Source organism: Indioceanicola profundi, assembly GCF_003568845.1.
Lineage (GTDB): Bacteria > Pseudomonadota > Alphaproteobacteria > Azospirillales > Azospirillaceae > Indioceanicola > Indioceanicola profundi.
In genome coordinates, this window is the sequence record NZ_CP030126.1 from 3,154,676 (window position 1) to 3,175,504 (window position 20,829).

The following is a 20,829-nucleotide window of genomic DNA, read 5'->3' on the forward strand; positions in this document are numbered from 1 at the left end:
GCCGGAGCGATCGAGCCCCGGTTCCGTCCAGCTCAACGCGGGTCCGGAAGCAACTCCGCCAGGGCGGGCGCCAGCCGCGCCACCGCTTCTTCCAGCCGGGCGGGGGAGCTGGCGAAACACAGGCGCAGATGCCCTTCGCCGCCCCCGCCGAAGGCGCTGCCCGGCGCCAGCCCGACGGCGCAGCGGTCCACCACGGCGCGGGCGAAGGCCAGCGAATCCGTCACGCCGGACAGGCGCAGGAACGCGTAGAACGCGCCGGGCGGCGGCGTGACCGACACGCCGGGAACCTGGTTCAGCGCGCGGGTCACCATGTCCCGCCCGGCACGGCAGCGCGCCACGGTCTCCTCCAGGAACGCCTCCCCATGCCGTAGCGCGGCCAGCCCGCCCATCTGCACGAACTCCGCCGTGCCGGAGGTGTTAATCTGCACCAGCTTCTCCAGCGCCAGCCCCATCTCCGGCGGCGTGGTCAGCCAGCCGAGCCGCCAGCCCGTCATCGCCCAGTTCTTGGAGAAGCTGTTGACCACCACCAGCCGCTCCTCCGGCCCCGCGATTTCCAGGAAGGAGGGAGCGGCGGGACGGTCGTAGACCAGCCGGCTGTAGACCTCGTCCGCGATCAGCCAGACGCCGCGCACCCGGACCAGATCCCACAGCGCTTGCATCTCCGCCCGCTCCAGAATCCAGCCCGTGGGATTGCCGGGGGAGTTCACGAACACCGCTTTGGTGCGCGGGCCGACGGCGGCGGCGAGCGCGTCCAGGTCCAGCCGCCAGTCCGCCGGACCAGCGCCTTCCACCGGCTGTAGCGGCACCTCGACCACCACGCCGCCGACAAGGCGGGCGGCGGAGACGACGTTGGGCCAGACCGGCGTGACCACCACCAGCTCGTCGCCGGGGTCCAGCAGGGCCTGCATGGTCAGCATGATGGCCTGCATGCCGCTTCCGGTGACGGTGATTCGGTCCTCCCCCACCGGGGCGGCGCCGTTGGGCGCGCAATGCACCCGCGTCAGATAGCTGGCCAGCTCCGCCCGCAGTTCCGGCAGGCCGCGCTGGTGGGTGTAGAAGACCTGCCCGTCGCGGATGGCGCGGTCGCAGGCTTCCCGGATGAAGTCCGGCGTCGGGATGTCCCCCTCTCCGACCCAAAGCGGGATCAGCCCCGGCCGGCCCCGGCCGTACTGGATGATCTGGAGGATGCGCGTCTCCTCCAGACCGGCGACCGTCGGGCGGAGGCCGGAAAGATCGGGGTGGGCGTGCATGGATCGCAGCTCCTCTCGGGCGGGGCCGGCGCACCATAGCGCGGGGCGCTCCAGCCATGGAAGCCCCGCCGGCCTGGAACATTGCGGGGCCTGCGCCATCAGCTCCCTTGCATCGCGTTCCCCTTACGCACAGCTTACGCGCCATGACGCATCCTCCCCCCGTTTCCGGTTCCGCAGCATCCGCCCCGCCGCAGGGCGGCGATCCCGGCATGCTGTTCGACGACATGTCGCGCGATGCGCTGCACATCCTTCCGCTGGGGATGCTGCCGATCCGCACGCCCGGCCTGCGCCGTGCCAAGCTGATCCGGAACGCCCGTCTGGAGACGGTGGTGGAGGTGTTCCAGGACCGCGCGACGGGAAGCGGGCAGGTCCATCCGGACCGGCTGCCCGTCCTGTTCCCGACCCACAAGGCCGAGCTGCAGGCGGATACGGCCCAGGTCGCCAAGCTGACCCAGGTCAACAGCTTCGATGTCTATACCCTGCGCAAGGAGCTGCGCCGGCTGGGGATCGAGGTCAACGACACGGCCTTCCTGCGCCTGTCCGCCCAGAAGCGGGGCGAGCTGACCGGCTATATGAAGGATTTCACCCGGCCGCTGATCCAGCAGGTCTACGGGACGGAGGACCGGCGCATCGGCGACACCTCCGACATCCTGTCCATGCTGTCCAACCCGGACCGGGAGGAGGCGTTGCGGAACCTGCGGCGGCTCTCCGACCGGCTGAAGGTCGAACTGAACGAGATTCCCGAGTTCCTTGAGGAATACGGGGACGTGTTCCTGAGCCTGGCCTACTTCCGGAGCTGCCTGGACGGCATCGTGCCGGAGGTGCAGCGCTTCCTGAAATGGGCCGACGAGGCAGGGGAGAGCGAGAACATCGCCCGCGACCGACTGGTCATGCGCATGCTGGACGACGTCCGCAGCAAGCTGACCGGCATCACCACCTCCATCACCGGCCGGTTCGAGGCCTTCGACCGCCGCTCCCAGGATTTCTGGACCGACATCAGCGCCGACAGCTTCCGCGAGGTGCGCAGCCAGATCGAGGCGCACCACGTCACCATCGGCGGCGTGCTGTGCGGGCTGGCGGTGAAGACGGCGCTCTGGCGTGAACGCTTCCCGCGCGGCGGCGGCAGCCCGCAGAAGCGGGTGGAGTTCATCCGCAGCGAGATCATGCCCGGTCTGGACCACATCCTGATGCTTGAACAGAGCGCCGGGAAGGTCTGATCTGCCGGCCGGCCCGGTTGACAGCCTGCCCCGGGGGCGGCCACCCTGCGGCCCTGCCCCTGACCAGTGAAGAGCGCCTCATGTCCAGCCTGCCCCTCGTCGGCGTTCCGGCCTGCGCCCGCCAGATCGGGAACCACCCTTTCCATGTGGCCGGGGACAAATATGTCCGCGCGGTCAGCCACGGGGCCGGCGCCTGGCCCATGGTGCTGCCGGCGCTGGGCGACTGGTACGATGTGGAGGCGGTGGTGGACCGGCTGGACGGGCTCTTCTTCACCGGAAGCCCCTCAAACGTCCATCCCACCCTCTATGGCCGGACGCCGGGAACGGAGGCGCCGCCGCACGATGCCGACCGCGACGCCACCACCCTGCCGCTGCTGAAGGCCGCCATCGCCAAGGGCGTGCCGGTGATGTGCGTCTGCCGCGGCTTCCAGGAGCTGAACGTGGCCCTGGGCGGCACGCTGCATCCCCGCGTGCACGAGGTGCCCGGACTGAACGACCACCGGGAGGACAAGGATGCGCCGGTGGAGGTGCAGTACGGTCCCGCCCACACGGTCCGCCTGACCCCCGGCGGCTATCTGGCCGCCATCACCGGCCGGGAGGAGCTGACCGTCAACTCCCTGCACGGCCAGGGCATCGACCGGCTGGCCCCCCGGCTGGCGGTGGAGGCTGCCGCCCCCGACGGGCTGGTGGAAGCCGTGCGGGTGGAGGACCACCCCTTCGCCCTGGCGGTGCAGTGGCACCCGGAATGGCGCTTCTGGGAAGACGAGGCTTCCACCGCCATGCTGAAGGCCTTCGGCGAGGCCGTGCGCCTGCGCGCGGCCGGACGGTGAGGGCGGCGCGAAAAGGCAGGTCGGATCGAGCATAGCGAGGTCCGACCTGCGGGTCGCTATGGGGCGTCGCCTGATCCTCAGAAATCCGACTGGATCACGCGGTCGGGCGGGGTGTGGCCGTCAATGAAGCTTTTCACATTGACCAGCACCTTCTCCCCCATGTCCACGCGCCCCTCATAGGTGGCGCTGCCCAGGTGCGGGAGAAGCACGACATTGTCGAGCTTCAGCAGCTTGGGGTCGATGGTCGGCTCATGCTCGAACACGTCCAGCCCGGCGCCCGCGATCTCCTTGCGCTGGAGCATCCTGGACAGGGTGGCCTCGTCGATCACCTCGCCGCGGCTGGTATTCACCACGATGGCGCTGGGCTTCAGCAACTGCAGCCGGCGGGCATTCAGCAGATGGTACGTCGCCGGAGTGCGCGGGCAGTTGATGGAGACGATGTCCATGCGCGAGAGCATCTGGTCCAGGCTGTCCCAGTAGGTCGCCTCCAGCTCCGTCTCCACATCGGGGTGGACGCGCTTGCGGTTGTGGTAGTGGATCGACAGGCCGAAGCCCTTGGCGCGGCGGGCCAGGGCCTGGCCGATGCGGCCCATGCCGATGATGCCCAGCCGCTTTCCCGTCAGGCGCGTTCCCAGCATGATGGTGGGGGCCCAGCCGCTCCACCGTCCGGCGCGCACCAGCCGCTCGCCTTCCGACAGGCGGCGGGCCACGGCCAGGATCAGGGCCATGGTCATGTCCGCCGTATCCTCGGTCAGGACGCCCGGCGTGTTGGTGACGATGATTCCCCGCTCCCGCGCGGCGCGCAGGTCGATGTGATCGACGCCGTTGCCGAAATTGGCGATCAGCTTCAGCTGCGGCCCCGCCTCCGCGATCAGGCCGGCATCGATGCGGTCCGTGACCGTGGGGACCAGCACGTCCGCCGTGGCCATCGCCTCCCCCAACTCGGCACGGGACAGGGGATGGTCGTCCAGGTTCAGGCGGGTCTGGAACAGCTCCATCATCCGCGTCTCGATCACGTCGGGCAGCTTGCGGGTGACGACGACCAGCGGCTTCTTGGTTGGCGGCATGGCGGATACTCTGCTTCCGGACTGCCCTTCTGCCATAGCAGCGGTCCCGCCGGCTGTCCATCCGGCAAGGGGGCTGCCGCTTCCGGCAGGCGCACGGAGCCGAGGCATGCCCGCCCCTTGACCCGCGACATCCTGCGGAGCACAAACTCCCCGCATTGGCAAGGCTGTGCGGAAGCGATATGGCGGTGGTGCAGGTCGGGATGAAGCAGGATCGTCTTCGGGCGGTGCGCAACGGTGGGCTGGGTCTGTGCCTGACGGCCCTCGGGCTGGCGGCGGCCTGCCTGCCCGCCATGGTTCCGCCCGCCTTCGCCCAGGAGGAGCCGGCGGAGACGGACCCCCGGCCGGACGCCATCATCCGTAGCGGCCTGCCGGTGCCGCGCTTCGTCACCCTGCGCTCGGGCGAGGTGAATGTGCGCACGGGGCCGGGCGTGCGCTATCCGGTGGACTGGGTGTTCGTGCGCCAGGGCATGCCGGTGGAGGTGACCGCGGAGTTCGACACCTGGCGGCGCATCCGCGATTGGGAAGGCACGCAGGGCTGGGTGCATCAGTCCATGCTGTCGGGCCGCCGCGCCGTGGTGGTTCTGGGCGAGATTCGGACCCTGCGGCAGAGCGCGGACTCCTCCTCTCCCGCCCTCGCCCAGGCGGAGCCGGGCGTCATGGGTCGGCTGCTGAGCTGTCAGGATGCCTGGTGCCTGGTGGAAATGCAGGGAATCCGCGGCTGGCTGCGCCGGGATGAGATCTGGGGCGTCTATCCGGACGAGCGGGTGGAGGATTAAGGCGGCGCTCCGCCGCCATGCCGCCTGTTGTCCAGCCATGCGGACGCGAACAGGGGAAGCACGATGCAGGACGGGGACGGGCGCAGCGAAAAGCAGAAGATGCTGGCGGGAGAGCTGTACCGTGCGGTTGGGCCGGAAATCACGGCCGACGCGTTGCGGGCGGATCGGCTGCTGCGCGCCTACAACGCCACGGGCGCCGACGAGGCGGCGCGGCGCGGGGCGATCCTGGAAGAACTGATGGGAAAGGTGGGAGCCGGGGTGGTGCTTCGCCCGCCGTTCCATTGCGACTACGGCTACAATATCAGCCTGGGCGACGGGGTCTTCGCCAATTTCGGCTGCGTGTTCCTGGACGTGGTGGGGATCGAGATCGGCGACGGCTGCCAGATCGGCCCCATGGTGCAGATTCTCACGGCGGATCACCCGCGCGATCCGGAGCTGCGGCGGCAGGGGTTCGAGAGCGGGAAGCCGGTTGCCGTCGGGCGGAACGTCTGGATCGGCGGCGGTGCCATCATCCTGCCCGGCATCCGCATCGGGAACGACGCCATCATCGGGGCTGGCAGCGTGGTGACGCGCGATGTTCCGCCCGGCGCGACCGTCGCGGGCAATCCGGCCAGGGCGTTGGGCCGGACGGGCTGATGCCGTCCCGCCCTGTCACTTCAGCGCCAGCAGCTCCGGCACGGACAGCAGGATGAATTCGGTATCCTCCGCCGTGCCGGGTGTGCGGCCGGCGCTGTAGGGGAAGTTGTTGTCGTTGGCGATCAGCACCTGGCTGTCGCCGACCCGCTCTACGCTCTCGATGGTCGCGAAGGGAAAGTTGAACCTGCCCTCGCCGCCCACGCTGCCGCTGTGGACTTCCGGGTCCTGGATCGCGAGAAGATCCACATGGCCCAGCTTGCGCAGCGCGCCGCCATCCTTCACGCCGGCGCGGGTGACCATGTACAGCCGCTTGAAGCGGGCCGGGCGGGGATAGCAGTCGGGGCGGGGCGTATTGGCGTCCGGACAGGCGCGGGCCGCATCGCCCTCGCCCTCGTCACGCTCAAGCACCAGGGCGCGGTCCTGGTCCAGCCAGGTGACTTCGCCGATGGCATTGCCGTCGCGCTCCAGCGTGTAGGTCCAGGACCGTCCGGTCCATCCGCCGCTGCCGGAATCCGCCGCCACATCGAATTCGAGCCAGCGCAGGCGGGGCTTGCCGTCGGCGAAGGTTTCCGGCTTGCCCTCCCGCCAGACCGGCCCTTCCAGCAAGGCGTAGAGATAGCGGCCATCCGCCGAGGCGGTCATCCCCTCGAACCCGCGGGAGCGGGCGATGTCGAAGGAGATCTTTCCGTCCGGCTTGGCGGGCAGCCGCATCGAGGGATGATCGGGGGACCGGACGGGCCGGCCGTCCACCACCGCCTCCCACAGCCCGATCAGCCGGCCCTTCGTATCGAAGCGCAGCAGCCAGGGGCCGAACTCCTCCCCGACCCAGAACCCGTCGCCGGCGGCCACCAGACTTTCAGGGTCGATGTCGGCGCCGGTCAGGTAGCGCCGGTCGGTTCCTTCCAGCGTGATGGGCCAGGGCATCAGCCGGTCCGGGTCGGACAGCCATATCGTCTCCAGATGGCGCACGGCGCCGTCGCTCCAGTCCGGCCGCAGCCTGTGGATGGCGGGCATGGCATCGACGGAATTCGTCCTGGCGCCCAGCCCGTTGTCGGTGATGGCCCAGTAGCTCCCCTGCGGTCCGTGACGCAGCCCGGAAATGCCCTGGAGCGGTTGGCCCAGCACAGGCAGGCCCGGCATTCCGTGCACGGGAATAGCACCCAGTGCCTCCACCCGCCGTCCATCGTCGCTGGCGAACTTGCCCGTGCTGAGCAGCAGCGGCGGCGCGTCCGCCGGCGGCTTCAGCGCGCTCCCGGCCGGCAGCACGGCGATGCCGTCCAGGCGCGCGGGCAGGGCGCGATCCTGCGCCGGTGCCGGCGCAGCGAACGTCAGAGCCAGGGCCGTCAGTGCGGCGGTCGCAGGATGCGGCAGGCGGAAGCGGCGGAACGGGCGCAGTCTCATGCCGGACGGGTCCTCCCATTGTTTGGCGTGAAGTATGCCCCGCCCCTGGCGGCGAATGCAGCCCTCGCCGGCCCGGATACCTCCCAAGCGTGGCCGCGATATGGCATGGTGACAGGGAAACGCAGCCGGCGACGGCAAGGTCCGCACCGGGGCGCGATGACGGAATGGATGAGGAAACGGTAATGGGCGCATCCGTTCTGGTGGGATCGGTCGGAGGGCTGGCGCTGGCGGGGGCATTCCTGCTGGCGACGCATTTCGGCGTGTCCAGCACGCGCCTCCGCCCCCTGCTGGTGGATCGGATCGGCGTCAACGCCTACCTCTCCCTCTACTCCCTCGTCTCCGCGGTCGCCTTCGCCTGGCTGGTGGCCGCCTATGGCGGCGTGCCCTATGTCAAGCTCTGGGACTGGGCGCCCTGGCAGGGTTGGGCGCCTCTGCTGCTGATGCCCGTCGCCCTGCTGCTCGTCATCGGGGGACTGACCGTGCGCAGCCCCACCTCGGTCGGGCAGGAGAAGGCGCTGCACACGGCCGAGCCCGCGCGGGGACTGCTTCGCGTCACCCGGCACCCGTTCCTGTGGGGCGTGACCATCTGGGCGGCCGCCCATCTGCCGCCGAACGGGGATGTCGGCAGCCTGATCTTCTTCGGCACGCTGGGGGCGCTCGGGCTGGTGGGCGCCATGCTGATCGACGGAAAACGACGTGCCGCCCTGGGGCTGGATTGGGAGAGGTTCGAGGAGTCCACCAGCTTCGTTCCTTTCGCCGCGGTGGTCCGGGGACAGCAGAGTCTGGCGCGCGCCGCGGCTGAATTCGGCCTGATCCGGCTGGCCGCGGTGGCCGTGTTGTACGGCCTAATACTGCATCTGCATCCGGTTCTGTTCGGGGTACCGGCTATTCCGCGCTGAAAGTCGGAGTTTCCTACGAGTTTAGTTCTATTACTTAGGCCGGTTTCTCATGTGAACATGTTCGTGCACACTGTCGTGTGTAATAAAAGTTCTATAAAACAACCTTACTTCATGGCATATTCGCAAAAAAATGACCTGCAAGGGGAGTGTCCTCATGCCGTCAGACTCTTTTCGTAAGCTTATGCAGTTACAGACCTCCGGGGAGTTCGCCTCGGAGGAGGACCCCTATCTGTCCGCCCGGCTGAATTACGAAGCGGAATGCCAGAAGTACGGCATCGATCCGCGTCTGGGCCTGCTCGATCCCTTGGCCTATGCGCTCGAAGTTGTGAGCCGGATGGAACCGGACGACCAGGGGCCGAAGCGGCGCTGACCGCAGACCTTCGCCATCGCATCAGGCAGGCATTCTGCAGCCTTGATGCATATAAGTGTGCATCATACACTCGCTCCACGGGTATTGCGGGAGGGGCGGGTGGTCGCGCGCGTGGGTACGGTCGCCTTCCAGGGGATCGAAGTACTGGACATCGACGTCCAGGTGCAGATGTCCAACGGGCAGGTGGCCTTCACCGTCGTCGGCCTTCCCGACAAGGCGGTGGGCGAAAGCCGGGAGCGGGTGCGCAGCGCCCTGCATGCGCTTGGCATCGCCATCCCGCACAAGCGGCTGGCCGTGAATCTCGCCCCGGCCGATGTAATGAAGGAAGGCTCCCACTTCGATCTGCCAATTGCACTGGCCCTGCTGGTGCTGATGGGCGTGCTGCCCGGCGATGAGCTGCAACGCTTCCATGCGCTGGGGGAGCTGGGGCTGGATGGCGGCATCGCCCCGGTAGCGGGGGTGCTGCCGGCGGCCATCAATGCGGCCGGGCAGGGGCGCGGGCTGATCTGCCCGGCCGCCTGCGGCGGTGAGGCGGCCTGGGCCGGCGACCTGGAAATCCTGGCAGCACCCTCCCTGCTGTCCATCGTGAACCATTTCAAGGGCACCCAGGTGCTCTCCCGGCCGGAGCCGAAGCTGCAACAGGCGGACGATCCGGGCTCAATCCGCGACCTGCGCGACGTGAAGGGCCAGGAAACCGCAAAGCGCACGCTGGAGGTGGCGGCCAACGGCGGCCACAACATGCTGATGATGGGTCCGCCCGGATCGGGCAAGTCCATGCTGGCCAGCCGCCTGCCCGGCCTGCTGCCGCCGCTCGACCCGGCGGAGGCGTTGGAGGTCAGCATGATCCACTCCGTCGCCGGCCAGTTGGAAGGCGGCCGCCTGATCCGCAGGCGGCCCTACAGGGAAGTGCATCACAGCGCCACCCTGGCCGCGATGGTGGGCGGGGGCATGCGCGCCAAGCCGGGGGAGATCAGCCTGGCCCACCAGGGCGTGCTGTTCCTGGACGAGCTGCCGGAATTCCAGCGCGGCACGCTGGAGGCCCTGCGCCAGCCCATGGAAACCGGCCGCTCCACCATCGCGCGGGCGAACCACCATGTGGTCTATCCGGCGCGGTTCCAGCTCGTGGCCGCCATGAATCCCTGCCGCTGCGGCCATCTGGACGATCCGTCGCTGGCCTGCAACCGCGCCCCGAAATGCGCCCAGGACTACCAGTCGAAAATCTCCGGCCCGCTTTTCGACCGCATCGACCTGCATGTGGACGTGCCCGCCGTCACCCCGGCCGACCTGTCCCTGCCGCCCCCGCGGGAGGGAACGGAGTTGGTGGCGGCACGGGTGGCGCAGGTGCGGGAGGTGCAGCGCCAGCGCTATGCCAGCCTGAACCATCAGGGCGCCCCCGTGATCCGCACCAATGCGGAGGCGGATGGCGAGCTGCTGGAGAAGGTGGCCGCCCCGGACAGCGCCGGCCGCACGCTGCTGACCGAAGCGGCGGAGCGGCTGCGGCTGTCCGCTCGCGGCTACCACCGCGTCCTGCGCGTGGCCCGTACCCTGGCCGACATGGACGGGAAGGCGGAGGTGCGCCGAATCCATGTGGCCGAGGCGCTGAGCTACCGGCGGACGGTGCCGGGGCGCTGAGGGCACGGAGCTTGTAACAACAGGCGGATGGCGTGCAGCATGTGGCCGTGCTCCCATCTGGAGATTGCCCGGCCCATGCTCCGGTCCCCTGTGCGCCCGCTTCGCCATCTTGTCCTTCTGGCCGCCCTTCTGATGCCCGCCGCCGCCCAAGCGGCGGTGGAACGGGTGGAGGTGACGGAGCGGACACCTTTCGCGGAGGGAATGAGCTTTGGCGAGGCCGGGGCCTATGAGATGGTGCGGGGCCGGGTGCATTACGCGGTCGATCCGGACGATCCCGCCAATGCCGCCATCGTCGATGTGGAGCTGGCCCCGCGCGACGGGCGCGGTCTGGTGAACTTCTCCGGCGATTTCGTCATGCTGCGCCCGGCCGATCCGGCAAAGGCGGACAGCACGCTGCTCTATGAAGTCACGAACCGGGGCGGCATCGGCATCCTGGGCCAGTTGAACGGCGCCCGCGCCACGCCGGACCTCCGGACGGCGGAGGATGCCGGCACCGGCTTCCTGATGCGGCAGGGCTTTACCCTGCTGTGGTCCGCGTGGAACTGGGATGTGGGGATCGCGGAGAACCTCCAGGCCAGCCTGCCGGTGGCCCGCCAGCCGGACGGGGCGCCCATCATCGGCAAGGTGGCCTATGAGCTGGTGCCCAGCGCCGAGGCCGACGCCCTGGACTGGACCGGGCTGCGGGCCAAGGGCTACATGCCTGCCGTGCCGGACGATCCGGAGGCGGTGCTGAGCGTGCGGGACGCGCCGCGCGGCCAGCGCACCACGCTGCCTCGCGACTCCTGGCGCTTCGAGACCGGCCCCGACGGGCGGCCCACCTTGATCCGGCTGGAGGGCGGGTTCCAGCCCGGCCGCATTTATGAGCTGGTCTTCACGGCACAGGACCCGGTGGTGGTCGGGCTCGGTCTGGCGGCCGTGCGGGACATCCTGTCCCATGCCAAACAGCAGGGGATCGCCGGGGCACCCCGGCCAGACCGTGTTCTGGCCTACGGCATCAGCCAGTCCGGCCGCTTCATCAGCCACATGCTGTGGCAGGGCTTCCATGTGGATGAGCAGGGGCGGCCGGTGTTCGACGGGGCGGTGATCCATGTGGCCGGCGGCGGCAAGGGCAGCTTCAACCATCGCTTCGCCCAGACCACCCGGCATTTCAGCATGTGGGAAGACCATATCTATCCCACCGACTTCCACCCCTTCGCCCCCGCGCCCACCACCAATCCGGTGACGGGCGAACAGGCGGGGCTGCTGGACCGGGTTCAGGGTGACGGGCCCAAGCTGGTCTTCACCAATACAAGTGCGGAATATTGGAACCGTGCGGCCAGCCTGATCCACACCACGCCGGACGGGCGGCAGGATGTGACCCCGCCGGAGAATGTGCGGATTTACCACCTGTCCGGCGCGCAGCATTTCGTCGCGCGCCAGCGGGAACGGGGCACCTTCGCCAACTGCGTCAACCCGCTGGACCATCAGCGGGCCATGCGCGCCATCACCGTCGCCCTGCGCGACTGGGTACGCGACGGCACGGCCCCGCCGCCGAACCGCCATCCCACCATCGCCGACGGCACGCTGGTGACGGCGGAGGCGTACAAGCGCGACTTCCCCGCCATTCCCGGCCTGCGCCTACCCGACGGCCCCTTGGTGCCCGCCCGGCTGGACAACGGCCCCCGATTCGCCAGCGCCGGTATCGCTGACACGGTGCCGCCGATCTGGGGTGAGCCCTATCCCGTGCTGGTGCCGGCCCCGGACAAAGACGGGCTGGACCTGGGCGGCATCCGCCTGCCGGACATCGAAGCTCCGCTGGGGACCCATACGGGCTGGAATACGAGGAACGAGGCGGCCGGCGCGCCGGGGGCCACCGACCGCTGGCAGGGCAGCTTCCTGCCCTTCGCACTGACGGCGGCCAAGCGCGCCGAGGATGGCGACCCGCGCCTGTCCCTGGCGGAGCGCTACGGGGACAAGGCCGCCTATCTGGCCCAGGTGCGGGCCGCGGCGGACCGGTCCGTGGCGGACGGGTTCCTGCTGGCCGGGGAGGTGCCCGACCTGCTGGGCCGGGCCGAAGGGTTCTGGGACCGGATGCAGGCCCGCGACGTCGATAGTGCTGCCTGCGCCTACATGTTCGCGGAATAAGGGCTGCCGCCCGCCTCAGAACGGCTTCACGATCACCAGGATGACGATGCCGATCAGCAGAAGGGTCGGCACCTCGTTCAGGATGCGGAAGTATTTGTGCGTCTTGACGTTCCGGTCGGCCTCGAAGTTCTTCCGGTGCTTGCCCAGGATGCCGTGCACGGCGGACATGCCGATCACCAGCAGGATCTTGGTGTGCAGCCAGCCCTGGCCCTGCATCCAGCCCGGTTCCAGCGCCACCAGCGCGAAGCCGAACACCCAGGTGGCCACCATGGCCGGGGTCATGATGGCCTTGTAGAGCCGCCGCTCCATCACCTTGAAGGTCTCGGACTGCTTCGACCCCGGCTCCGCCTCCGTATGGTAGACGAACAAGCGGGGCAGATAGAGCATGGCGGCCATCCAGGAGATGATCGCCAGGACGTGCAGCGCCTTGACCCAGAGATAGATGTCCATTCTTGCCGGCTCCCTTGTGGCGTGGGGACGTTCTACTGTGCCCGTGGAGCGAGGGGAAGCCGCCAAAGGGAAAGTGGTCGGTATGCCGCGCCGTTCAGGTCTGCCAGCCGGGGAACAGGGCGCGCAGGCCTGTCGCGATGATCTCCACCGCCACCGCGGCCAGCAACAGGCCGAACAGCCGGTTCATGATGTTGAGGCCCGTCTGGCCCAGCCGGTGCCCGATCGGCACCGCCATGCGCAGGCTGATCCACAGCAGCATGCAGACGAACAGGATGCAGGCCACCACCATGGCCGCATGCTCCCACCCCTCGCCGCGCTGCATCTGGATGATGACGGCGGAGATGGAGCCGGGGCCGGCCATCAGCGGAATGCCCAGCGGCACCACGCCCACGGCGGCCTTCTGCTCCGCCTCGTTCGCCTCCGTCGCGGTGTGCTGCACGGGAGAGACCTTGGCGTTCAGCATGCTGAGCGAGATCAGCAGAAGCACCAGCCCGCCGCCGACCCGGAAGCTGTCCAGGCTGGTCCCCAGCACCTTCAGGATCAGGTCGCCCAGGAAGGCGGAGGTCAGCATCACCGCCGCCACCGTCAACACCGCCGAACTGGCCGTCGACGCCCGCTCCTGCTCCGACCGGCCCTCGGTGAGGGACAGGAAGATCGGGATGGCGGCGAAAGGCGTCAGGATCGCGAACAGCGCGATGACGAAGCGGGAATATTCGGACCAGGGTTCCATGGCGGCGGGCTATCCGGAAGAGAGCGGCGGATGAAGGTAATCGACCGGGGGCCGGGATGCACGCGGCCTGCACGGCCAGTCTCTGCGTAGGTCGGTCATGCGGAGCGTGGCCGACACCCTTCGCCTATCCTCCGGGCCATTTGATCCCGTTCTCCCTGTGGAGAGGGATGGTTCGGGGTGTTGGAAAGGATGGATAGGATGAATGGGATGGCACGCCGGACCGGCGGAGCCAATCCTGTATAATTCAGCTTGCACCGGCCAATGAGGTCCTCTCCCTCATCCTATCCATCCTATCCATCCTATTCATCCTTGCCTGATTCCAGACAGTCTCTCACGGCCTGCGGGAACCGAGCCGAATGTCCGGGCTGGTGACATCTCGAAAGATGAAAATGATGAAGAGGATGAAAATGATGGTGCAGGGCTATTCGGTTCTCACCTCAGCTCCCGATTGGTCTTGAACACTGCCTGCGGCGCGCCCGGTCCATCATCTTCATCATTTTCATCATTCATGATGTCACCAGCCTCGACGCCGAGGCTCTAACGGGCAACCCTGTCGGCCACGCTGCGCGTGACCGACCTACTCCGGACATTGATCCGTAGCGCCTGCCGCCTGGGCTTGTACACCGCAGAGCCGTAGGTCGGTCACGCGCAGCGTGGCCGACATCCATCGCTCATCCGCGCCATTGAACGCCGTCCTCCCCGTGGGGAGGCTTGGTTCTGGATAGGGGAAAGGATGGATAAGGATAACGGAGCCCCCATCACCTGCCGGTGCGGGCTGCTGCTGAAGGACTGGCTCCGCCGGTCCGGCGCGCTATCCCATTCATCCTATCCATCCTTGCCTGATAACCAACCGTCTTTCACGGCCTGTGCGAACCGGGCCAAATGGCCGGCCGGTGACATCTAGAAAGATGAATAAGATGAACAGGATGAAAATGATGGTGCGGGGCCATTTGACTTCCGTCTCGGCCCCCGCCCGGTCTTGAGCACTGCCTGCGGCGCGCTCAGTCCATCATCCTCATCCTTCCCATCTTTCAAAATATCTCCGGCCCGACCGCTAAGGGCTCAGCCCAGCCCGCCCTCCGCCCCGCCCGGCTTCAGGGCGGTGTCGATCAGGGCGATGGTTTCCTGGACACCGTAGAGCTGGACGAAGCTGCCCATCCGGGGACCGCTGGTCTGGCCCAGCAGAACCTCGTACAGGGCCTGGAACCAGGCGCGCAGCTCGGTGAAGCCGTGGCGCTTGCCGACCTCGAACACCTGGTTCTGGATTTCCTCCGCCCCGGCTTCGGCGCTGAGGCCGGCCAGCACGGCGCGCAGATCCTCCAACGCCGCCCGCTCCTGCTCGCTCGGCGCGCGGAAGCGCTTCGTGGGCTTCACGAAGTCCTGGTAGTAGGTGACGGCATAGCCCACCAGCCGGTCCAGGAAGGGTGCCGTTTCCGGCGAGGCGCCCGGCGCATAGCGGCGGATAAAGCCCCACATCACCTCCGCATTCTCCGCATTGGCGGCCCCGGCGAGGTTCAGCAGCAGGCCGAAGGTCAGGCCGGCCGTGCCCTTCACGTCGTTGGGGATGCTGCCATTGTGGATGTGCCAGACCGGCGTTTCCATCTTCTGCGCCGGGTCCAGCGCGTCGAACTTGGAGATGAAGGTCAGGTAATCGTCCACGGCGCGCGGGATAACGTCGAAATACAGCTTCTTGGCCGCCCGCGGCTTGTTGAACATGTAGAGCGACAGGCTCTCCGGCGGGGCGTAGCGCAGCCATTCCTCCATGGTCAGGCCGTTGCCCTTGGACTTGCTGATCTTCTGGCCCTTCTCGTCCAGGAACAGCTCGTAATTGAAACCTTCCGGCGGGCGGCCGCCCAGGATCTTCACGATCTTGTGGCCCAGCTCCACGGACGGGATCAGGTCCTTGCCGGCCATCTCGTAATCCACGCCCAGCGCGAACCAGCGCATGGCCCAGTCCGGCTTCCACTGCAGCTTGGTGTGGCCGCCGGTGACCGGCGCCTCCACCTTCCTGCCGTCCTCATCCTCGAACACGATGGTGCCGGCGTCCACATTGCGCTCCAGGATGGGAACCTGGAGCACGCGGCCGGTGCTGGGGCTGACGGGCAGGAAGGGGCTGTAGGTGGCCTGCCGCTCCTCGCCCAGCGTGGGCAGCATTACCGCCATGATCTCGTCATAGCGCTCCAGCACCCGCAGCAGGGCCTGGTCGAAGCGGCCGGAGGTATACCAGTCGGTGGAGGACTGGAACTCGTACTCGAAGCCGAAGCTGTCCAGGAAGCCCCGCAGCATGGCGTTGTTGTGGTGGCCGAAGCTTTCGAACTTGCCGAACGGGTCGGGCACCTTGGTCAGCGGCTTGTGCAGATGCTCGGCCAGCATCTCCCGGTTCGGCACATTCTCCGGCACCTTGCGGAATCCGTCCATGTCGTCGCTGAAGGCGAACAGGCGGGTGGGCAGGTCCGGGCGCATGCGCTGGAACGCCTGCCGCACCATGGTGGTGCGCGCCACCTCCCCGAAGGTGCCCATATGCGGCAGTCCGGACGGGCCGTAGCCGGTCTCGAACAGCACATAGCCCTTTTCCGGTTTCTTCTCGGCGTACCGGGCAACCAGCTTGCGCGCCTCCTCGAACGGCCACGCCTTCGCCTGCAACGCCAGGTCAGTATCGCCGGACATATCACTCACCACAGTCGGAAAAGGGTTGAAAGAGCCGGAACCCTAGGGGCTGGGCGGGATGCGGTCAACGGGCGGGAGATGCAGGCCAGACCAACAGTCGGCGGCGCAGGTCCGGCCCGCTTCGCATGGTTCACCCCCGCATTCGCCAAATCGCCATGATCGGCGCTAGACTTGACCGCTCTGCTCCCCAGGCCAAGGCATCCCCATGCTCCCGTTCCTGCGCACCCGCCTCGGCATGTCCCTGCTGTTCGCCCTGCTGGCGCTTGTGGCCTGGGCGGGGCTGCTGGACCGGGCGGAACGGGCGGTGCTGCCCGGCACGCTGGCCGGGGCGGGGGAGCGGGTGCTGGAGGAGAACCTCACCCGCGCGGCCGCCCTGTTCGCGACGGCCCGCACCTTGAACGCCGCCATTTCCGTGCTCCAGTCGGCGGAGGTGACGGCGGGCGTGTCGGTCGGGGCAGGGGTGGAGGGCACCGTCGTGCCCGGTCAGGCGCTGGACCCCATCAACGACCTGATCGAGCGGTTCAGCGCCATCATGCTCTCCGCCACCGTGGCGCTGGGCGCTGCGACATTGCTGGTCACAGCGGGGGATGTTTACGGCTTCGGGGTCCTGTTGCCGCTGGGGTTGCTGCTGGCGGCGACGGCGCTCTGGCTGCCGGGGGCAATCGGCAGCGGTTTCCGTCGGGGCGGGCAATTGCTGCTGGTGGCGGCCCTGGTCGCCAAGGTCGGCCTGCCGGTTGCCGTGTTGGCGACGGAGCAGGTGGCAGAGGGGCTGGTGCAGCCCACGCTCGACCGGGCGGAGGCGGAGCTGGCCGCCATCGACCTGCCTACGCTGCCAACCGACCCCGCGGCGGAGCAGGACCGGTCCTGGCTGGAGCGGCTGCGCGCCATGACCGACATTGGCGAGCAGATCCGTCAGGCGGCGGGGGCCGCGGCCAGTCTGGCCGACACCGTCATCGCCCTGACCGTGGCCTATGTGGTGAAAATCCTGGTCCTGCCGGTGGTGATGCTGTGGCTGCTGGGCCGGGTGGCGGAGATGCTGATCGGCGGCCTGCTTCCGAAGCGGCAGGAATAACCGGCCGGGTCAGTCCGCCGGCGCCCTGTCGCCCACGGCCAGCGCCGGAAGGGCGGTCAGCAGGGCGGCGAGCACCGGCGGCCCCGCCAGGATCGCCATCGCCGGCGGGCCGCCGGGAGCGCCGGCCAGGGCGGTCGTGACCAGGACCGCCACCCCGCCCAGGAACAGCAGCGCCCAAATGAAGAAGAAGTTGACGGTGAGCAGCCGGATCGGCTCCACCCCGCGCCATTCATGCACCAGATAATGCGCCATGGCGAAATAGGCCGTGGCCCCGCCGATGGCGGCCAGCATGGGCGCCATATCCGTCAGCAGGAAAGTCGCTCCATAGGCCGCCGCGCCGCCGATGGCCGCCGCCGCCAGCATCGCAAAGGCACCGCCCAAAGCCGGGAGAAGTCCGGCGTCCCCACGCCGGTCCCGGCCCATCTCGATCGCCGCCATGATTGTCCCCGCCTGCCCGACCTGCCCGGCGCCCATAATGCCGGTGCTTTTTATTTCGAATATCGAACCGTGATATTCCGTGGCCGTCAAGCCCGATGGACGGTGGTTTCCGGCTGCCGAAAGGGGGATGGCTCAGACCGATCGGCGCTGCCACTCCCGGAACAGCCGCTCCGCCTCGTCCGATCCGGCCAGAATTTCGATCACACGCAGGCTGTTGAACATGCGGCGCTGGACCTCCGCGCCGGGCTGGCCGCGCAGAACGGTTTCGGTCCCGGCCTCCACCTGCCGGCGGATCTCGTTGATCTTGGCATCCACCTCCCGCTTGATGCCGAGATGGGGGGCCAGACGGGCGGATTTGCGGAGGGCGAGCGCCAGCTGTTCCGCCTTCCGGACCTTCTCGTCCGGATCGACGGCGGCGTCGGGCCCGAACAGCGTGCCCAGAAGCGCTTGGTCCACGTCGCTGACGATGGTGCGCTTGACGAATTCCCCGATTTCCGTCCTCGCTCCGTCCACCTTCCTCGACATCTCCTTGTCCCGAAGCGCCAGCACCGCCTCGTTCACGGAGTTCAGCCCCTCGGTCAGCCGTTCCGCCGTGGCGGCCAGCTCGCTGCTGTCGGCGGATGCGGCCTCGCGGTCCATGTCGGAGGTCTGGCGCAGCAGGTTGCCGACGACGATCCCGGACAGCTCCCTGGTCAGCCCCTCCTTCTCCTGCGGCGTGCCGCCCAGCCTGACCTCCTGCAGCATCCGCAGCAGGTCGCCGGGCCGCCTCATCCGGCTGGTGAGAACCAGCAGGGCAGGGCCGGTGTGGCGGGGATTCTCCCGCCCCAGCTCGATCATCGCCGTCTTGACGATCTCGACATGGCTTTCCGCCAGCTCGCCGATGGGCTTGGCCGGCAGGGCCAGCTTCAGCGCCTCGATCCGCGGCCCGATGCGGACCACATCCGCCACGGTGGCGAGCTGGTTCAGCACGTCCTCGTCCCGGCCGAACAGGGTGACCTGGAGCTTCAGGTTGGCCCGGACCTCCACAAGCAGTTGGTCCAGCGCCGCCGCTCCCGCCGTCCACAGCGGCTCGCCGACGACGGCAAGCGCGCGGGCGTCCCGCGAATCGATGGTGGACAGGGTCGACTGCATCTCCGCCACCAGACCGTGGGGCAGCCGGTCGCGCAACGCCCGCCAGCACGGGGCCAGCACCGCGCGGGATATGCGGTTCAGACGGCGCTGGTATCCCATGGGATCGTCCAGCACATCCTCCACCGGGCGGAAGAACAGCCGGGATACCGCCAGCCGGCGGGGCGGGCGCAACTCCGTCAAACGCGGGCGGATCGTCTCGAAGGCGCCCTGCACCTCCGGCCGCTCGCGCATCTGCTCCAGCAGCTCATAAATCTTCAGGAACTTGCCGTCCGGTAGCCGGGCGCTTTCCGCCGCCAGCCGGGACCATTCGTCGGCGTTGCCGTCCCCTCCCGACATCAGGCCGCTCCCGCTTTCAGCGATTCCATGCGCATCACCGCCGGCATGTCCAGCGCGCCGGTCCGCCAGTCCTCGTTCACCCGTACCCAGCGGCGCTGGATGCGGGCCAGGGCGTCCATGTCGAAGCTTTCGGTGCTCATGGCGATCTCCTCCTTCGGGATCACCGGCACCAGGCGGGAGATGTCGGCCACCATGCTCTGCTGCGCCTCGCCCGGCGCATCGCGCACGCTTTCCCACATGGCCAGGATGAAGTCCCAGCCGTCCAGCAGCCAGGAGATGCGGCCCACATGGGCCAGGATGGCGGTGCGGAAGCGCTGTTCCCCATGGATGATCTGTTTGGCGTCGGCGCAGACCTTGTCCATCTGGACCATCCGCATCTTCACCAGTTCCAGCGTGTGCCGCCCCACCTCGGCGACGAACCGCGCCAGATCGGATGCGTCCGACAGGTCCAGATTGGCCCAGCGGTCCAGCTCCGCGCAGAACTCGTCCAGCCGGGTGGCGAGCGCCCGCAGCCGGCCCGGTTCCGGGCAGTAGGGCAGTCCCACCGGGGCCACCACCGCCCCCAGCCGTTCCACCACTGCGGACAGCATCTCCGGCTGGACCTTGACGATCTGGGCCACCTTGCCCAGCGCCTGGCGCGCCATCCGCCTGGATTCGTCCACATTCATGCCGGGGCGCAGCAGGTCCGCCGCCCCCATGCCGACCAGCTTCAGCAGCTCCGTCACCAGGATGAACTGGGTCAGGACCAGATACTGCCCGTCCCTGTCCAGCGCCTTGGCGGCGGCCAGGGCGGCATCCGGCCCGGCCACGCCGGACGCCTGAACCTCCAGCGAGGCGTGGCGGATCGACTCCGGCGAATGCACCTCCAGCTTGGAGATGGCATCGAACAGCAGCCGGTCGTGCAGGGTCACCGTCATCATGGACGGCACCGTCTTCCAGGGCATCACATAGACGCCCTTGCCGCCGGTGAAGTTGGGCAGCAGGAACTCGAACTGCTCGTTCCGGTCCAGCCGCAGGCGCGCCTGGGCCAGCAGGGGCGTGGTGAAGGGAACCGCCACCCCCCGCTCGGCGAAGGTGGAGGGGATGAACTCCTCCGCGACGCCGACGCTCTGGCGACCGATCCGCTTTGTCTCATCCATGCTGTGACTGCCCGCCGCCATCGGCGCATCCTGTTGGAAAATCGCACCTTCTCAATTTTATATAAATTGTGCAGATGCGCCAGTGGCTGCCGGTGACATCGTGCGGGGCGGACCGCGGCAAACCGCCCCTGGTACGGCGGCCGGCTGTTGAACCCCGTCCGGCGCAGCCCTGCCGTGCCGGGGGCTGTGCCTTGACCCGCTGCGGGGGGTGCTCCTACATTCTGTGGCGACAAGCCGCCGTGGCTTCTGTGCCACCGGTATACCAAACCTGGGGTCAGCCGGGCCAAACCCGGGATCCCCAACGTGGGAACATCACCATGAGCACCACCAAGGTGACCGACTCCAGCTTCGAAGCCGACGTTCTGAAGGCCGAGGGTCCGGTCCTGATCGACTTCTGGGCGGAATGGTGCGGCCCCTGTAAGATGATCGGCCCGGCGCTGGAGGAAATCTCCGAGGAGCTGGCCGGCAAGGTGACCGTCGCTAAGATCAATATCGACGAGAATCCGATGGTCCCGGGCAAGTACGGCGTCCGCGGCATCCCGACCCTGATGCTGTTCAAGGGCGGTCAGGTCGCCGCCACGAAGGTCGGCGCCCTGCCGAAGCAGCAGCTCAAGAGCTGGATCGAGCAGTCGCTCTGATCGGCCGGCAAAGGGTCAAGGCAAAG

19 protein-coding genes are annotated in these 20,829 nt (G+C 68.3%); 10 read left to right on the forward strand and 9 right to left on the reverse strand.

Going from position 1 to position 20,829, the window contains the following annotated elements; genetic code table 11:
- Positions 1-32: 32 nt before the first annotated feature.
- Complete coding sequence (locus DOL89_RS15095) at positions 33-1,250, reverse strand: pyridoxal phosphate-dependent aminotransferase (protein WP_119679891.1); 1,218 nt, start codon at positions 1,248-1,250, stop codon at positions 33-35.
- 143 nt (positions 1,251-1,393) lie between these two features.
- Here DOL89_RS15095 and DOL89_RS15100 point away from each other — a divergent pair, with 143 nt between their 5' ends.
- A complete protein-coding gene (locus DOL89_RS15100; protein ID WP_225889818.1) occupies positions 1,394-2,467 on the forward strand; it encodes a hypothetical protein in 1,074 nt (357 codons plus the stop codon).
- Between the two features lie 80 nt (positions 2,468-2,547).
- Positions 2,548-3,297, forward strand: coding sequence for a gamma-glutamyl-gamma-aminobutyrate hydrolase family protein (locus DOL89_RS15105; RefSeq protein WP_119679893.1), 750 nt, complete (start codon positions 2,548-2,550; stop codon positions 3,295-3,297).
- Positions 3,298-3,374: 77 nt separating this feature from the next.
- On the opposite strand, the gene DOL89_RS15110 is transcribed toward DOL89_RS15105, so the two are convergent.
- Entirely contained in the window at positions 3,375-4,364 is a 990-nt protein-coding gene (locus tag DOL89_RS15110) for a 2-hydroxyacid dehydrogenase (protein WP_119679894.1), read from the reverse strand.
- A gap of 179 nt (positions 4,365-4,543) precedes the next feature.
- Between DOL89_RS15110 and DOL89_RS15115 the strand changes: the two genes are divergently transcribed.
- Positions 4,544-5,140 (forward strand): SH3 domain-containing protein, encoded by a 597-nt coding sequence (locus DOL89_RS15115; protein ID WP_225889819.1) that lies wholly within the window; start codon positions 4,544-4,546, stop codon positions 5,138-5,140.
- Positions 5,141-5,203: 63 nt separating this feature from the next.
- Complete coding sequence (locus DOL89_RS15120; protein ID WP_119679895.1) at positions 5,204-5,776, forward strand: sugar O-acetyltransferase; 573 nt, start codon at positions 5,204-5,206, stop codon at positions 5,774-5,776.
- Positions 5,777-5,791: 15 nt separating this feature from the next.
- Here DOL89_RS15120 and DOL89_RS15125 read toward each other — a convergent pair whose 3' ends face one another.
- On the reverse strand, positions 5,792-7,177 hold the full coding sequence (locus DOL89_RS15125; protein ID WP_119679896.1) for an esterase-like activity of phytase family protein: 1,386 nt from the start codon (positions 7,175-7,177) through the stop codon (positions 5,792-5,794).
- A gap of 182 nt (positions 7,178-7,359) precedes the next feature.
- Here DOL89_RS15125 and DOL89_RS15130 point away from each other — a divergent pair, with 182 nt between their 5' ends.
- From DOL89_RS15130 to DOL89_RS15145, 4 genes are all read left to right on the forward strand, one after another.
- A complete protein-coding gene (locus tag DOL89_RS15130) occupies positions 7,360-8,076 on the forward strand; it encodes an NnrU family protein (protein WP_225889820.1) in 717 nt (238 codons plus the stop codon).
- Positions 8,077-8,257: 181 nt separating this feature from the next.
- Positions 8,258-8,446 carry a hypothetical protein gene (locus tag DOL89_RS15135; protein ID WP_119679897.1) on the forward strand — a complete coding sequence of 63 codons (189 nt, stop codon included), beginning with the start codon at positions 8,258-8,260 and terminating at the stop codon, positions 8,444-8,446.
- Between the two features lie 99 nt (positions 8,447-8,545).
- Positions 8,546-10,078, forward strand: coding sequence for a YifB family Mg chelatase-like AAA ATPase (locus DOL89_RS15140; RefSeq protein WP_119679898.1), 1,533 nt, complete (start codon positions 8,546-8,548; stop codon positions 10,076-10,078).
- 75 nt (positions 10,079-10,153) lie between these two features.
- Positions 10,154-12,202 (forward strand): alpha/beta hydrolase domain-containing protein, encoded by a 2,049-nt coding sequence (locus tag DOL89_RS15145; RefSeq protein WP_162937546.1) that lies wholly within the window; start codon positions 10,154-10,156, stop codon positions 12,200-12,202.
- 15 nt (positions 12,203-12,217) lie between these two features.
- On the opposite strand, the gene hemJ is transcribed toward DOL89_RS15145, so the two are convergent.
- The 3 genes from hemJ to DOL89_RS15160 all read right to left on the reverse strand — a co-directional run bounded on the left by hemJ (position 12,218) and on the right by DOL89_RS15160 (position 16,049).
- Positions 12,218-12,652 (reverse strand): protoporphyrinogen oxidase HemJ, encoded by a 435-nt coding sequence (gene hemJ / locus DOL89_RS15150; protein WP_119679900.1) that lies wholly within the window; start codon positions 12,650-12,652, stop codon positions 12,218-12,220.
- A 94-nt stretch (positions 12,653-12,746) separates the two neighbouring features.
- The gene (locus tag DOL89_RS15155) at positions 12,747-13,382 is read right to left on the reverse strand and encodes a MarC family protein (RefSeq protein ID WP_119679901.1); all 636 of its coding nucleotides are present in this window, start codon (positions 13,380-13,382) and stop codon (positions 12,747-12,749) included.
- 1,062 nt (positions 13,383-14,444) lie between these two features.
- A complete protein-coding gene (locus tag DOL89_RS15160) occupies positions 14,445-16,049 on the reverse strand; it encodes a lysine--tRNA ligase (protein WP_119679902.1) in 1,605 nt (534 codons plus the stop codon).
- Positions 16,050-16,254: 205 nt separating this feature from the next.
- Here DOL89_RS15160 and DOL89_RS15165 point away from each other — a divergent pair, with 205 nt between their 5' ends.
- Positions 16,255-17,121, forward strand: coding sequence for a hypothetical protein (locus DOL89_RS15165; RefSeq protein ID WP_119679903.1), 867 nt, complete (start codon positions 16,255-16,257; stop codon positions 17,119-17,121).
- Positions 17,122-17,130: 9 nt separating this feature from the next.
- Here DOL89_RS15165 and DOL89_RS15170 read toward each other — a convergent pair whose 3' ends face one another.
- The 3 genes from DOL89_RS15170 to DOL89_RS15180 all read right to left on the reverse strand — a co-directional run bounded on the left by DOL89_RS15170 (position 17,131) and on the right by DOL89_RS15180 (position 20,165).
- Positions 17,131-17,559, reverse strand: a complete 429-nt coding sequence (locus tag DOL89_RS15170; protein WP_162937547.1) for a hypothetical protein — start codon at positions 17,557-17,559, stop codon at positions 17,131-17,133.
- Between the two features lie 132 nt (positions 17,560-17,691).
- Positions 17,692-19,026 carry a hypothetical protein gene (locus DOL89_RS15175; protein ID WP_119679905.1) on the reverse strand — a complete coding sequence of 445 codons (1,335 nt, stop codon included), beginning with the start codon at positions 19,024-19,026 and terminating at the stop codon, positions 17,692-17,694.
- Entirely contained in the window at positions 19,026-20,165 is a 1,140-nt protein-coding gene (locus tag DOL89_RS15180) for a hypothetical protein (RefSeq protein WP_162937548.1), read from the reverse strand. Before DOL89_RS15180 ends, DOL89_RS15175 begins: the two co-directional genes overlap by 1 nt.
- 317 nt (positions 20,166-20,482) lie before the next feature.
- Between DOL89_RS15180 and trxA the strand changes: the two genes are divergently transcribed.
- A complete protein-coding gene (gene trxA, locus DOL89_RS15185) occupies positions 20,483-20,803 on the forward strand; it encodes a thioredoxin TrxA (RefSeq protein WP_119679907.1) in 321 nt (106 codons plus the stop codon).
- Positions 20,804-20,829: the final 26 nt, after the last annotated feature.

Excerpts from the sequence above, each read along its gene's own strand:
- DOL89_RS15095 (WP_119679891.1), bottom strand. The coding sequence starts at position 1,250 with ATGCACGCCCACCCCGATCTTTCCGGCCTCCGCCCGACGGTCGCCGGT.
- DOL89_RS15100 (WP_225889818.1), top strand. The coding sequence starts at position 1,394 with ATGACGCATCCTCCCCCCGTTTCCGGTTCCGCAGCATCCGCCCCGCCG.
- DOL89_RS15105 (WP_119679893.1), top strand. The coding sequence starts at position 2,548 with ATGTCCAGCCTGCCCCTCGTCGGCGTTCCGGCCTGCGCCCGCCAGATC.
- DOL89_RS15110 (WP_119679894.1), bottom strand. The coding sequence starts at position 4,364 with ATGCCGCCAACCAAGAAGCCGCTGGTCGTCGTCACCCGCAAGCTGCCC.
- DOL89_RS15115 (WP_225889819.1), top strand. The coding sequence starts at position 4,544 with ATGGCGGTGGTGCAGGTCGGGATGAAGCAGGATCGTCTTCGGGCGGTG.
- DOL89_RS15120 (WP_119679895.1), top strand. The coding sequence starts at position 5,204 with ATGCAGGACGGGGACGGGCGCAGCGAAAAGCAGAAGATGCTGGCGGGA.
- DOL89_RS15125 (WP_119679896.1), bottom strand. The coding sequence starts at position 7,177 with ATGAGACTGCGCCCGTTCCGCCGCTTCCGCCTGCCGCATCCTGCGACC.
- DOL89_RS15130 (WP_225889820.1), top strand. The coding sequence starts at position 7,360 with ATGGGCGCATCCGTTCTGGTGGGATCGGTCGGAGGGCTGGCGCTGGCG.
- DOL89_RS15135 (WP_119679897.1), top strand. The coding sequence starts at position 8,258 with ATGCAGTTACAGACCTCCGGGGAGTTCGCCTCGGAGGAGGACCCCTAT.
- DOL89_RS15145 (WP_162937546.1), top strand. The coding sequence starts at position 10,154 with ATGCTCCGGTCCCCTGTGCGCCCGCTTCGCCATCTTGTCCTTCTGGCC.
- hemJ (WP_119679900.1), bottom strand. The coding sequence starts at position 12,652 with ATGGACATCTATCTCTGGGTCAAGGCGCTGCACGTCCTGGCGATCATC.
- DOL89_RS15155 (WP_119679901.1), bottom strand. The coding sequence starts at position 13,382 with ATGGAACCCTGGTCCGAATATTCCCGCTTCGTCATCGCGCTGTTCGCG.
- DOL89_RS15160 (WP_119679902.1), bottom strand. The coding sequence starts at position 16,049 with ATGTCCGGCGATACTGACCTGGCGTTGCAGGCGAAGGCGTGGCCGTTC.
- DOL89_RS15165 (WP_119679903.1), top strand. The coding sequence starts at position 16,255 with ATGCTCCCGTTCCTGCGCACCCGCCTCGGCATGTCCCTGCTGTTCGCC.
- DOL89_RS15170 (WP_162937547.1), bottom strand. The coding sequence starts at position 17,559 with ATGGCGGCGATCGAGATGGGCCGGGACCGGCGTGGGGACGCCGGACTT.
- DOL89_RS15175 (WP_119679905.1), bottom strand. The coding sequence starts at position 19,026 with ATGTCGGGAGGGGACGGCAACGCCGACGAATGGTCCCGGCTGGCGGCG.
- DOL89_RS15180 (WP_162937548.1), bottom strand. The coding sequence starts at position 20,165 with ATGGATGAGACAAAGCGGATCGGTCGCCAGAGCGTCGGCGTCGCGGAG.
- trxA (WP_119679907.1), top strand. The coding sequence starts at position 20,483 with ATGAGCACCACCAAGGTGACCGACTCCAGCTTCGAAGCCGACGTTCTG.